The organism is Sphingorhabdus sp. (assembly GCF_044239045.1).
In the GTDB taxonomy this organism is placed as follows: Bacteria; Pseudomonadota; Alphaproteobacteria; order Sphingomonadales; family Sphingomonadaceae; genus Sphingorhabdus_B.
The window spans coordinates 100881-113703 of sequence record NZ_JBIICD010000001.1 but is presented as its reverse complement, the minus strand read 5'-3'; the positions used below and the strand labels follow the sequence as shown (position 1 = coordinate 113703).

The following is a 12823-nucleotide window of genomic DNA, read 5'->3' as shown; positions in this document are numbered from 1 at the left end:
AATATGGCATTTACTGCCATGATACGCAAGGACATGCTGGAGTGTGCTGGCTAAAGTCTTGCTTTGATTTAAGCGGAAAGCAGTCATGGCCAATATTGTCGCCGATAAGCGCGAAGAGAAAATAGCAGCAATCGAAACACTCGACTCGCGGCTGCGTTGGTTGGCCTCTTGGATTGTGCACAACGCCAACCATATCCGGCCAAAGCGGGACGGGTTGAAGGTCGGTGGTCATCAGGCAAGCTGCGCGTCGATGACGGCGATTATGGCGGCACTCTATTTTCATGCGCTGCGCCCGAATGACAAAGTCTCGGTCAAGCCGCATGCGGGACCAGTGTTGCAAGCTATCCATTATCTCCTCGGCAATCAGTCGCTGGAGCAATTACAACAGTTTCGCGCCCTTGGCGGCGCGCAAAGCTATCCTTCCCGGACCAAGGATAAAATTCCGGTGGATTTTTCCACCGGTTCCGTAGGTTTGGGCGTGGCGATTACCGCCTTTTCTAGCCTGGTTCAGGACTATTTGGTCGCGCACGGATCGATAGACGAGGGCAATGCCGGCCGGATGATTTCGCTGATGGGCGATGCCGAACTGGATGAAGGCAATATCTACGAATGCCTTATTGAAGGGTATAAGCACGACATCAGGAACTGCTGGTGGGTGGTCGACTATAATCGGCAGTCACTCGACAGCACGACTGCAGACCGAATGTTTCGGCGCTTTGACGATATTTTCGAGACCACCGGATGGCGGGTCATCACTTTGAAGAGTGGCAAGTTGCAACGCGAAGCTTTCGCCCGCCCCGGAGGGAAATCGCTGGAGGATTGGATCGAAAATTGCCCCAATGCGGAATTTGCGGTTCTCACTTATCAGGGTGGTGCAGCCTGGCGCGCGCGCCTGATGGCAGATATTGGCAGCAAGCCGCATGTGAAGAAGCTGCTGGATAGTTTTGATGATGATGGTCTGGCTACGCTGATGACCAATCTGGGTGGGCATTGCATTGAATCATTGATGGATGCCTTTGACAGTGCCGATGATGAACGGCCGACATTGTTCATTGCTTATACGGTCAAAGGCTATGGCCTGCCGTTGGCGGGGCATAAGGACAATCATTCGGGGATGATGAACCCCGGTCAGATTGATCAGCTTCGTATTTCCATGGGCATTGAAGCAGGTGAGGAGTGGGATCCATTTGCTGGCCTAGGTGGCAATATGGCGGCGCGGCTCAAAAACTTCATTGGCGACAGCGTTCTTGCCGCCAAACCAGCAGAGCCAGTATCGTCACAGATACCCGTTCCCGCCCGGTTCGCAGTACCATCGGGCGATGTCCAGTCAACACAGGCAGCATTCGGCAACGTGCTTCTCGATCTTGCCAAATCTTCCGAAGAGTTGGCGGACCGTATCGTAACCACCGCGCCTGATGTGACGCAGACGACCAATCTCGGCGGTTTTGTGAACCAGCGCGGGCTGTTCCGCCGGTCCGACGTGGCCGACATATTTCGGGAGGCCAAAATTCCATCCGCACAGAAATGGGCGGCGCATGCGGCGGGGCAGCATATTGAACTTGGGATTGCCGAAAACAATTTCTTCTTGCTGCTGACGTCGCTGGGTCTGGCGGCCCCGCATTTCGGTACGCGCCTTATTCCTGTTGGTACCGTGTATGATCCGTTCATCGCCCGTGGTCTCGATGCGCTGAATTATGGTTGTTATTCAGATGCGCGTTTTCTGTTGGTTGGAACGCCGTCCGGTTTGACTTTAGGACCTGAAGGCGGAGCGCATCAGTCGATTAACACGCCGTTGATTGGCATGGGGCAACCGGGCCTTGCGTATTTTGAGCCTGCTTATGCCGATGAAGTTGCCTTGTTCATGCGGTGGGCGTTTGAATATTTGCAAAAGCCCGACGGAAGCTCTGTCTATCTGCGGCTGAGCACGCGTCAGGTCGCGCAAGTGGAGCGCGCCGATTCGGATTGGGAGACAGATGCCCTAAAAGGTGGATATTGGTTGCGGCGACCAGCAGCAGGGGCTGAGGCGGCACTTATATTTACAGGCGCCATCGCGCCTGAGGTGCTGGCAGCGTATGAACAAATGTTGGATGATATCCCCGGTTTAGGCGTGTTAAACGTAACTTCTCCCGATGTGCTGCATCGTGAATGGTCCGCAAGTAAGGCCGCGCGTTGGACAGAGCAGAGCACACAAAAAAGTCATGCAGAGGATTTGTTATCCATTCTGGCACCCGACGCAGGCATGGTGACGGTGATTGACGGCTCACCGGGGGCCTTGTCATGGCTAGGCGGCGTGCATGGTATGCGTGTCAGTCCGCTTGGCACGGATCGTTTCGGTCAGACGGGGGATTTGCCCGACTTATACAGCAAATATCGGCTCGATTCCGCCGCGATTATTGATGCCATGGCCGAGCTGTTTTTAAAAAGGTGAACCAGCTAAATTCGCACCAAATTGAGACAATTTTTATTCGGCGGATTTCTCGCCAGCATTGACCATTTCATTTGGTAGTGCGCGGAATGTGAACTCTGCACGCTTGTCCAAATATCGCTTGGCCAGTTCCCACAGGTCATTAACTGTTATTGATGCAAAATTAGATTCACTTTTTCGAAAACGGTTGAGCCTATCTGCGTTTGTCTGCGTTTCTGACACGACGCCCAGCCAAGTGTTGTTTTGCTTTTTCCAATCGGCGTAGCTTTCAAGCACGGGCTTGCGCGCACGCTCGAACAAATCGGAATCAATAGGTGACTTTACCAACGCCGAAATGACTTGGTCGACCGTTGCTTCAATGGTCGCAATATCTTTGGGGTCGCCAGCGGTGGATACGGAAAAGGTACCCCGCTGAAGATATAGGTTAGACATATCGGAATTTGCGGAGACACCATAAGTTGCGCCCAGTTTTTCCCGCAACTCATCAGTCAAGCGAAGCGTTGCAACGCGCGCAAGAAGATCCATGGATTGCGTGGTTTTTTGGTCATGGTCACCCGTGGTCGTCCATATACGGCGCCACGCCAACTGGTTCGCCTCGCCATTATGAGGAATGTCAAAATCCCCCCGCTGCGCACTCCAGGTCGGTTGAAGTTGCGCGCTATAATCCTTCCCGGCATCTGTGCGTGTCGGGAGGGCGCCAAAACTGCGCGCAACGGCAGCGATGGCTGCATCCTCATCCAAGTCGCCGACCAATGCGATTTCTAAACGATTTTGTCGTAAAGCGTCACCCAATGTTGATTTAAGCATCGCGAAATCGGCACCCTGAATGGTTTCAAGGGACGCGAGCGCAAAGCGCGGATCGTCATCGGTCATGATTTTCGACATCGCGACCGCAAGTGCAGACTCCGGAGTAGCCTTCAACCGTGCATATAATTCAGGCAGCGGACGGCGGAACAGGCGAAGCGCATTTTCTGAATAGCCGGGATCTGTGGTGTATGCGGCCATGACTTGCAACTGGCGTTCCAAATCGGCGGGCGCGACGGCGCCAGTCGCGCCAAAAAATCTGTCTGCAACACCGAATGCGGGGGACACAGTAGTTCCGGCCAAGATGGATCGCAAATCTTCTAAATCGTGTGCTTCAAGGCCGCCAGAAACATAAGTTGCCGACATCAGCGAGGCCAACACCGCATTTTCTCTACCAAAATGTAGCTGGCCCCCGTCAATGCGCAGTGAATAACGGATTCGATTGTCCTCAAAATCGGTTTTTTTGAGGTTCAGCAACACGCCATTGGCAAAGCGGATGGTACGAATGCCCAAGTCTGCAATGGTTTTGTCTGCAATGACGGCTCCAGCAGGGCCGAAGTCTGTATAGGCAAAGCGCGCCGCCGCACGGGCCATTGGCGCTGCGATGGGTGTGCCGCGACTGACGGCATAAGCGGCGATGATTTCATTCGCGGGAATGCTTGCACCCTGCTTTGATGTCAGGAAAATCTGCGGGCGCTCCATTTGGCGGAACCAAAATGCAAACTCGGCATTGATGGCCGCCTTCGTCATAAACGGACGAATCTGTCGCCACAATGTTTGGCGATATTTATCCGAGTTGTAGACATCTTCGTCCAGCGTAACCAAGGCGTTCGCAATTGCCCCACTCGATTCTGTACCTTCATCTTTGGCAGCATTTTCATATTGTGCTTCCAGACGCTTTATCTGTTCTGCAATCTCTGACTCTTCAAACCCATATTCCACTGCTTGGCGAACCGTTTGTTCGGTAAAGGCGAGCAACGAACGCCAACTTCCGTCCTTGCCCGCGACGCCGTAGCCAATGGCCGCATATTGGTCGCACAGGCCGAAGTTGAAATTAACACTACCCCCTAAAAAGGGCATGTCTTCTTCGCGGGATCGGCGTGCCATGCGGCGTGAAATGATCGCGTTTGCGATACTCATTTTGAGCTCAACCAACGCGCGGTCTAAGGTGTCAGGCCGCTTCTTATCCTGCAAAAACTGTTGAACACTGATGCTCTCGCTAATCTCTGGATGGACGAAGCTTTGTGCGGATAAAACGCGTGCAGTATCTAAAGTGCATTGGTCGAGTGCGCCTAAGGGCGGTGTGTCTACTTGCCAGTCAGCAAATTTTGTTACCAATTCGCGTTCTATGGCAATCGGGTCGACGGGGCCCACGACGATGATTTTGATGCGGTCCGGTCGGTAATATCTGCGATACAGCGCGCGCATCGTTTCTGCCGAAGCTGTCTGTATGACCTCGGTTGTGCCGATGGGGTAACGCGTGGCGTAAAAGCTATTCGGGTAAAACAGATTGTTTGCCGCACGTGCGCTTTGAAATCCAAAATTTTCGCGCGCGCTTTTTTCCGCCAAAATTATTCCGCGCTCGCGGTCAACTGCGGCCGGATCAAAAGATATTTCTCGCGCAGTCTCTCGCATCAAAAACAGCGCGCGTTCAATGAGGCGGGTGTCTGCCTTGGGTAGATCAAGCTTGTACTGCGTTTGCGTATAGCCAGTGGATGCATTGGTATCGGCACCAAAAGACAGGCCGAGCCGCTCCAGCATTTTGACCATTTCGCCCTCGGGCACGTTGGTGCTGCCGTTAAAGGCCATATGTTCGATGAAATGTGCTAAACCCTGTTCATCCTCCCCCTCGGCAGCAGAGCCGAAATCGATGGTCATGCGGACCAATACCTGATTCTGCGGACGGTGATTGGGACGAATGGCGTAGCGCAAACCATTTGGCAGTCGCCCGTAAATGATGCTGGCGTCAGGTTCGAGATCAGATGTTTCGGCATTCCAGGGCTGCGTCCGCTCTGCACCCGAAGGCGCTGCCAGGGCGTCAGCGGATCCACCAAAGATGATTGCGAAACCAAGAATGAAGCGAAGCGCATTTTTCATATGCTTAGCTTTCTTCCGTAGAAGTTTGGAAACGGTAATCTATTCTTGTGTAAATTATTGATTTACTTGCCTTTGCGTAATCGATGACTGACCATATCGAGGACTGCTCCTTCGCTTTCGTCCGGCATTAGACCGAGGCGGCGGGCGACTTCTTGATAGGCTTCTGCTTCGCCGCCAAGGTCACGACGGAACCGGTCTTTGTCGAGTTTCTCACCGGTTTCAATATCCCACAAGCGACAACCATCGGGGCTGATTTCGTCGGCGAGGATGATTCGCGAAAAATCCCCATCGAACAAGCGTCCAAACTCAAGTTTAAAGTCCACAAGTCGGATGCCGATGGCCGCAAACATACCGCACATGAAGTCATTTATGCGGATCGCCATAGACGAAATATCCTGCATTTCCTCCTGCGTTGCCCAACCAAAGCAGGCGATATGCTCCTCTGCGACCAATGGATCGCCAAGGCTATCGTCCTTGTAGCAATATTCCAACAAGGTATGCGGAAGCGGCGTGCCTTCTTCGATACCAAGGCGTTTGGACAAGGTACCCGCGGCCACATTACGCACGATGACCTCAATCGGAACGATCTCAACCTGACGGATCAACTGTTCGCGCATATTGAGGCGGCGAATGAAGTGTGTCGGGATGCCGATATGGCTCAGCCGTGTAAAAACATGCTCAGAAACGCGGTTGTTGATGACGCCTTTGCCTGAAATTGTACCCTTTTTCTGGGCATTGAAGGCGGTTGCGTCATCCTTGAAATATTGGATTAACGTGCCGGGTTCAGGACCTTCATAAAGAATCTTGGCCTTGCCTTCGTATATTTTGCGGCGGCGGGTCATATGCGGTCCCTGACTTTGCTTGAAATGATGCGCCCCGGTGGAGGTGGCTCATGTATGAGCCTAACTCTGCCGGGGCGAGAAAGACGCTATAATCCATTGCATGCGTCGGCGCAATTCGAGATAGGCAAATAGGACGGACACGAAAGGACATCATTTGCCCATCGATCTGGATTTACTGCTTCAGGCCTACGCCAATGGCATATTTCCTATGTCTGACGCCCGTGATGACCCCGATACTTTTTGGATTGAACCGGAGTTTCGGGCGATCATGCCGCTCAATGGCTTTCGTGTGTCAAAGTCGCTTGCCAAAACTATCCGACAGGACCGGTTTGTCGTCACCGCAGATACCGCTTTTGCGCAGGTCATCGCCACTTGCGCCGAGTCGCAAGTGGACCGACGGGACACTTGGATTAACCCCGACATTGAGGCGGCTTTTTGTCGCTTGCACCAGCTAGGACATGCCCACAGCATCGAATGCTGGTGGGGAGACCGACTTGTGGGCGGGTTGTACGGGCTTGCCTTGGGGCGCGCATTTTTCGGGGAAAGCATGTTTTCGCGCGAAACTGACGCGTCGAAGGTTGCTATGGCATGGCTGGTTGCACGGCTTCGATTTGGTGGATTTGAATTGCTCGATTGCCAGTTCATGACAGAGCATTTGGCTAGCCTAGGCGCAGTCGAGATGACTCAAGCTGCTTATCTCAAGTTGCTGGGCGCCGCATTGACAAAAGCCGTTCAGCCCTCGTCGCTACTGGCTTCCTCGGCTGCTGCCGGTGCAGGCGCAGGGGGCGACTGGGGCGCGCTTGACGGCGCTATGGCCGCTGGATCCTCTACAACAGCCTCTTCAGAAGATTTATCCTTCAAAGGTGTCTCTTCGCCGGGGAAGCGCATTTTGCAAGCCTTGACCCACACATCGTAAATTGGGTGTTCAACAACATTGGCTGCGGGATTTTCCTTAAACAACCAACCCGAAAAAACATTACGCCATCTTTCGGCCTCTGTCGTGCCGGGGGGGCGCTCCTTCACCAACAACTGCACAAATGCACCTTCGTCAGGTTGGTTTTCCCACGGCGCTGTTTTTTCGCAAGCCCTTAGTCTGATGACTACTTTGTCAAAGCGAATAGCTTCGCCAGGTTTGAGCTCAACGTCGCGGGTTTGACCGTTTCGCTTATTCAATAGACCCAGCACAGCAATGCGTTCGGCCATTGGCGTGCCAATATTTGCACCGGACATGGCAACAATTTTGTCTTTTGTGGAGATCGCCTCGCCCGATTTCGCCGGCGCAAACGCGTCATTTTCTGAAGAACCGCATGCGGCAAGCATAGCCAATAAAGGCAAGCATATGAAGCCGCGGAAGCAGATCATGATGCGTCTGGACTCCACGCCTCATAATCACCCGTTGCCCGTGCACGGTGGCCCCCACGCTCAATCGAACCCGCCGGACGATAGGCCGCGTCCGTTCCGGTCAGATTGGGCACAGCCGCGGTTTCATAACCACGATGTGGCGGCAAATAACTCTCCGGGTCACCATCATGTGTACCATGCAGCCAGCCATGCCAATCGGGTGATACGCGGCTTGCATCATTGGGACCGTTATAGATCACCCAACGCCGTTTGCCGTCGGATGATTGATAATATCGGTTGCCCAAGGCGTCGGTGCCCACAGCTTTGCCTTTGCGCCAGCTATAGATTGCCGTGCCAATCGTCGCGCCGTCCCACCAAGTGAAGATTTTACTCAGAATACCCATGGCTCACGCGATTAGGACCAAGCATGATTCCGTGCAATCCTTATTTGGTTGCCCATTGCACCTTGTCGCCGGCGACGATGCCTAGCTCAGCCGCGAGACCGCCACGCAATTCCAGCACAGCAATAACGGGCTCGCCCGCCACAACGGGTGTGGTGGAATAAGGGACCGTGTTGTCGGCGATACTTTCAATCGTGCCATCGGCGCGTACGAAGATGATATCCAAAGGTATCACCGTGTTTTTCATCCAGAAACTTGCGACACGCGGTTCTGGAAAGGGAAAAATCATGCCCGCATTGTCGGCGAGTGCCGTCCGGAACATAAGCCCCTTAGCTTGCTCGGCCGATGTTCTTGCGGCCTCAACGGTGAAGCTATGCGTTTTGGCAGCGCTGGTCACGCATAAGGTCACTTGTTGTAGCCCTGCTGGTGACTGGCCTGCTGACGCACCTGGCGAGCAAGCCGCTGCCGGGCTTTCGCCATTGGCTGGCATGTTACAGGCGGTGAGCGACAAGGCGATGGCGAAAGCGCTGCAGCGGCTGAACTGGCTAAAAGTCATCAACAATAATCCTTTTTAATCCCTGCTCGACGGATGGCGGCGTTTATGGCCTGTTAGGTGAAACAGCGTCCGCTTCGGCCAATCGTGCCTCGCCCCATTCAACCCAGCCAAGCCATTTTGGCGTCCGTTTCATATAATGTCCTTGCGGTGCATGACACACAAATCCAGCGTCCGATATGGCTTGCGTTACAGGCCGGGTTAAATGGCAACCACCCGCAATCCGCTTCCAGACGGGTTCGATACGCTTTTGCCATAAGGCGGCCGATGGATCCGGCGCGCGGCCATGTTCGACGAACAGCAAGCGCCCATTCGGCCGGAGCACGCGCTTTGCCTCCGACAATGCCAAATGCGGGTCTTGCACCGAACAGAGCGTGAAAGTCGTCACGACCGTGTCGAAGCTGGCATTGGCAAAGGGAAGTGCCTCAGCAACTCCTGGCATAAAATTGGCCCGCAGGCCCTTGCTTTCTAAAGCACGCTTTGCACTTGCAAGCAATTCTGCGGACGGATCAACACCCGATAGCGAATGGACATTGTCCCAATCATAAAAATCGAGGTTAGGCGCGCCGCAACCCAGTTCAAGAACATCGCCAGAGGCATGCGGCACAACTTTGGCCCTGTCATGCATCACTTCGGGTTGCGTGCAGGCGCAGCCAATTAATCGCGGAACGACATTCCGATCCCACCAATTGCTCATGCGGATTTGAAGCCGTAGCTCAGGGGCAAATGATGCTGCCTAAACTGAGCCAGAAAACATATGGTCTGAGCCATGAAGCGCCCCCTTGTGTATGCTGCCCCGACAATATGGGCGACATGGCTTCGCGCAAGCCATTTTTGCGACTTAGCTTGAAAGACCCATTTCTTTCAATATTTTTGGAATGCTCTCCTTGAACGGAAAGAAACCTTTGGTTGCGTGCGGCCAGAAACGTTCGTCCCAAGCACGCCGAATTTGAACAAGGGGGATACCCTCCGATGCCAATGAAGGCGCCATGCGGGCCAAGGTATCCGCGACCGGACCAACAGGTGCATAAGAGGTGATAATCTGCTCTGCGCCAGCTTCGCGGGCCTGGCCTATCAAGCTTGCGGCATCGAAATTTTTGAGCAATTTCGTTGGGCATTTAAATTTGTTACTAATGCGTTCGGCGGCGTCATGTACTGCCCCTGCGACAAAGGAACGGGCATTGTCGCCTCCTAAGGTTTCAGGATCGAACAATATGCCTGCACCGTTGATTTTCGCAGGTGCGCCAAATACGGATTCGGGGTGCAAATCCTCTGGCGTTACCAACAGAAAAGCTGGCTTTTGCGTGTCGAAATACCCAACTTGCGGTAGCGGCTGTGCGGCACATACCGGCATCTCGGTTGGCATCGTCGCAATGGTAGCCAGCCCCTTTGGTGCAAATCTGCCATTGGTAAAACGGGCGATGTTATCGCTGGTTGCAAGATAGGTCTTGCCGACTGTTTGCAGGCCAGCCACCCAACGCCACGATAATGTGTTGCTCGCTGGGTCCGCATCCACCAAATGCCGCAGGAAGAAATCTGCGCCCAAGGCCCAAGGGAGGCGCAGGGTGAATATCCAGATTGAGGCAAACCACATTCTTGCGTGGTTGTGCAAATAGCCAGTTTCCAATAATTCGCGCGCCCAGTCATCAAAACCTTCGATGCCAGTCTCGCCCGCCTCGGCGCTTTGGATGGCGCGGGTGTTGGGGAAGTTGTCACGACATCGGTCGCGCTCTTGCAGATATTGCGTCCATACCGACGGCCGCATTTCCAGCCAGCCCTTCCAATAGGTGCGCCATAGCACTTCCTGCACATATTTTTCGGCAGCGGGCAGGCTGTGGTGGCCAAGCGTAGTACCTACGACCTCTTGTTCGGTTATCATGCGATATCGCAGATATGGTGAGAGCATCGACACAGCGCCCGCTTGATTTGGCCCTGGGTCAGTGTTGCGGCCTGACGCATAAGCCTGACCAGCACGCGGCGCGAATTGTCTGAGGCGCGATATCCCAGCATCCCGCGTCGCGGGGAAGGTGTTGCGGGTCATATTCAGCCCAGTAACTTTTGCAGGCGCGGCCTGATGATGAGAAAACGGTTGTAGAGCCGCTCGAGTAGTTGAAGAACACGCCGATTGCGGGCGATGAAACCAAGGGGTTTCAATAAAGGGATGACCCTCCACATCGCGGCGAAGGCGGCGGCACCTGAAAGAATGACTCCGTCTTCGCTGGCATGGAAGCGCGCTAGCATCAATTGGCGGTCGAGCGGACACACCGCATCTGCAGGCGCAATATCCAGAAATTCAATCGAGTGCTGCGCGTCGAGCCAACGCATCAACGCAATCTCGCGAATGCACAGGGGGCATGCCCCGTCATACCAGACAGTTACTTTGGCCATAATGCCACCTACCATCTCGGACATCTGACTGTCATGCTGGGCGTTACGCGGTAGCTTAGCACCATAAAAAAGGGCGCCGTTTCCAGCGCCCTTCAGATGTTGCGATCAGGAGAACTTACTCCGCTTTTTCATAATATTGCGGTGCCGCCTCATTCAGGATCACGAGAATTTTTTGGAGCGCCGCTTTTTCATCGGTCTTTTCCATGGCGGCAAGCTCGCGCGCCAGACGGCTGGATGCAGCTTCAAAAATCTGCCGCTCGGAATAGCTTTGTTCTGGCTGATCGTCGGGACGGAAAAGGTCGCGGGTCACTTCGGCGATCGATACAAGGTCGCCTGAGTTGATCTTCGCTTCATATTCTTGCGCACGACGCGACCACATGGTGCGCTTTACCTTAGGCTTGCCGGTCAAGGTGTGCATGGCTTCTTTCAGCGTCTTGTCACTTGAAAGCTTGCGCATGCCAACGCCTTCAGCCTTGTTAAAAGGCACGCGCAGCGTCATTTTTTCTTTTTCAAAACGCAGGACATAAAGCTGAAGCTGCATCCCTGCGATTTCGGAATCCTGAAGCTCAATTACGCGGCCAACCCCATGCTTAGGATATACCACATAATCGCCTACATCAAACATCGCCGCGGTGGACGTCATATTACGACCTTTCTGATTATTCGGGAGAAACAGCTTGTTCAGGTGAAGAATTGTCACCCATCAGACTTTTTTCGTTCGTCCCTTACGTCATGAACCTGTCGCTACCTGGATTGGACGCGCAGTCATCGACCATTTTTGGTCTTTCGTCACGGAGTGTAACAGATTCGCAACAAAAATTCAATGGCAGCTTTAAATCATGCCCATGAAGCAGGTTAAATCGCGCTCAATTTCCTGACGCGATTATCCACTTCATCTGTGTCGGAACTGATCGGCGTTATATCCGCGGTGTTCATCCAGCTTAAATCCATGTGGCCAAGAACCCGTTCGTCATGGCTGCGGATGGTGACGGGCAGGATAGGTTGACGGTCACGGTCGTCGACCAATACCGGATTAGACAAAACACCTGTGCCCCATTTTTCGCCCCATTGGCGTAAAGCGATCATGGCCGGCAGCAGGTCTAGCCCTTTTTCTGTCAGGCGATATTCGACTTTCCGTCGATCGTCGCGACAAGGGGTGCGGTGTAATATTCCGCTTTCGGTCAAGCGGGTCAGGCGGTTGGCTAATATGTTCCGCGCAATGCTGATTTCGGACAGAAACTCCTCAAAATGCCGCACACCATTAAAAGCCGCGCGCAAAATCATGAAGGACCAGCGTTCACCCATCGCTTCCAACGCCGTGGGCAGGCCGCATTCTGCGAGCTGCTGCAAAGGTTCCCGCAATTCACCCATCTCACTTCCCCTCGACCGCAGATTGCGACCCTTGTTCCAAATAATCAACCCAAATTGGAAATTTAAGTTGCAAAAAGAAACTTATAATAATAGGTCTTGATTCGCAACTGATTTACCAGAAGCGCAAAATGTTGACGAGAACCAAGAGGTCCAGTCGGCATTTTGATGTTTTAGCAAAGCTAAAGGAATACATGATGACTCTCTCCCAAAATTCCGCCCGCATGGGCACCCTTGCTGCTGCCACTATTTTGAGCGCAACCCTTTTGTTCGTAGCGCCGCAGGCCCAAGCCGCCACCAATGGCAGCTATTACAAAGCTGAGCTGGCGCAGACGACCACTGCCAAGCCAAAGCTGTTGCGCAGCGTATATGTAAAGTGCGAAGGCTCTAGCTGCCGCGCACCGATGGCGTCGACCGCGCCAAAGAATATGTGCATCAGCATAATGCGCGAATTCGGCGCAGTTACTGCCTTCACTGCCGGTGAGCGAGTGTTTACGGCTGAAGAAGTTGTAGCATGCAATGGCGACAATGCCAAAGCAGCAGCAAAGAACTAAAACGATACTGGAGTTTTTCGGCTCCGCTCTCCTATCCCTTGTTGCCTTTT

General features: G+C 53.6%; 12 protein-coding genes and 1 pseudogene. 3 read left to right on the top strand and 10 right to left on the bottom strand.

Going from position 1 to position 12823, the window contains the following annotated elements; translation table 11 throughout:
- Positions 1 to 85: 85 nt before the first annotated feature.
- Positions 86 to 2428 (top strand): transketolase, encoded by a 2343-nt coding sequence (locus ACILP4_RS00510; RefSeq protein ID WP_395618800.1) that lies wholly within the window; start codon positions 86 to 88, stop codon positions 2426 to 2428.
- 33 nt (positions 2429 to 2461) lie between these two features.
- On the opposite strand, the gene ACILP4_RS00505 is transcribed toward ACILP4_RS00510, so the two are convergent.
- Both ACILP4_RS00505 and purC read right to left on the bottom strand, forming a co-directional pair.
- Positions 2462 to 5326: a M16 family metallopeptidase gene (locus ACILP4_RS00505; RefSeq protein ID WP_395618799.1), complete on the bottom strand. Its 2865-nt coding sequence runs from the start codon at positions 5324 to 5326 to the stop codon at positions 2462 to 2464.
- A 62-nt stretch (positions 5327 to 5388) separates the two neighbouring features.
- The gene (gene purC, locus ACILP4_RS00500) at positions 5389 to 6168 is read right to left on the bottom strand and encodes a phosphoribosylaminoimidazolesuccinocarboxamide synthase (protein WP_125230782.1); all 780 of its coding nucleotides are present in this window, start codon (positions 6166 to 6168) and stop codon (positions 5389 to 5391) included.
- A gap of 154 nt (positions 6169 to 6322) precedes the next feature.
- Between purC and aat the strand changes: the two genes are divergently transcribed.
- A complete protein-coding gene (gene aat, locus ACILP4_RS00495) occupies positions 6323 to 7084 on the top strand; it encodes a leucyl/phenylalanyl-tRNA--protein transferase (RefSeq protein WP_395618798.1) in 762 nt (253 codons plus the stop codon).
- Between the two features lie 35 nt (positions 7085 to 7119).
- Here aat and ACILP4_RS00490 read toward each other — a convergent pair.
- The 8 genes and pseudogenes from ACILP4_RS00490 to ACILP4_RS00455 form a co-directional block, all read right to left on the bottom strand.
- Positions 7120 to 7371: pseudogene (locus ACILP4_RS00490) on the bottom strand (DUF2155 domain-containing protein); the annotation flags it as partial.
- 155 nt (positions 7372 to 7526) lie between these two features.
- Positions 7527 to 7913, bottom strand: a complete 387-nt coding sequence (locus ACILP4_RS00485) for an NADH:ubiquinone oxidoreductase subunit NDUFA12 (RefSeq protein WP_395618797.1) — start codon at positions 7911 to 7913, stop codon at positions 7527 to 7529.
- Between the two features lie 40 nt (positions 7914 to 7953).
- Positions 7954 to 8466: a DUF192 domain-containing protein gene (locus tag ACILP4_RS00480; protein WP_395618796.1), complete on the bottom strand. Its 513-nt coding sequence runs from the start codon at positions 8464 to 8466 to the stop codon at positions 7954 to 7956.
- 43 nt (positions 8467 to 8509) lie between these two features.
- Positions 8510 to 9160 carry a class I SAM-dependent methyltransferase gene (locus ACILP4_RS00475; RefSeq protein ID WP_395618795.1) on the bottom strand — a complete coding sequence of 217 codons (651 nt, stop codon included), beginning with the start codon at positions 9158 to 9160 and terminating at the stop codon, positions 8510 to 8512.
- Positions 9161 to 9304: 144 nt separating this feature from the next.
- Positions 9305 to 10504, bottom strand: a complete 1200-nt coding sequence (locus tag ACILP4_RS00470; RefSeq protein WP_395618794.1) for an FAD-binding domain-containing protein — start codon at positions 10502 to 10504, stop codon at positions 9305 to 9307.
- A gap of 2 nt (positions 10505 to 10506) precedes the next feature.
- Positions 10507 to 10851, bottom strand: coding sequence for a thiol-disulfide oxidoreductase DCC family protein (locus ACILP4_RS00465; protein ID WP_395618793.1), 345 nt, complete (start codon positions 10849 to 10851; stop codon positions 10507 to 10509).
- 115 nt (positions 10852 to 10966) lie between these two features.
- Complete coding sequence (locus tag ACILP4_RS00460; protein WP_125230776.1) at positions 10967 to 11494, bottom strand: CarD family transcriptional regulator; 528 nt, start codon at positions 11492 to 11494, stop codon at positions 10967 to 10969.
- 212 nt (positions 11495 to 11706) lie between these two features.
- On the bottom strand, positions 11707 to 12222 hold the full coding sequence (locus ACILP4_RS00455; RefSeq protein WP_395618792.1) for a winged helix-turn-helix transcriptional regulator: 516 nt from the start codon (positions 12220 to 12222) through the stop codon (positions 11707 to 11709).
- Between the two features lie 194 nt (positions 12223 to 12416).
- Here ACILP4_RS00455 and ACILP4_RS00450 point away from each other — a divergent pair, with 194 nt between their 5' ends.
- Positions 12417 to 12773 (top strand): CC_3452 family protein, encoded by a 357-nt coding sequence (locus ACILP4_RS00450; RefSeq protein ID WP_395618791.1) that lies wholly within the window; start codon positions 12417 to 12419, stop codon positions 12771 to 12773.
- The last annotated feature ends 50 nt before the right edge of the window (positions 12774 to 12823 follow it).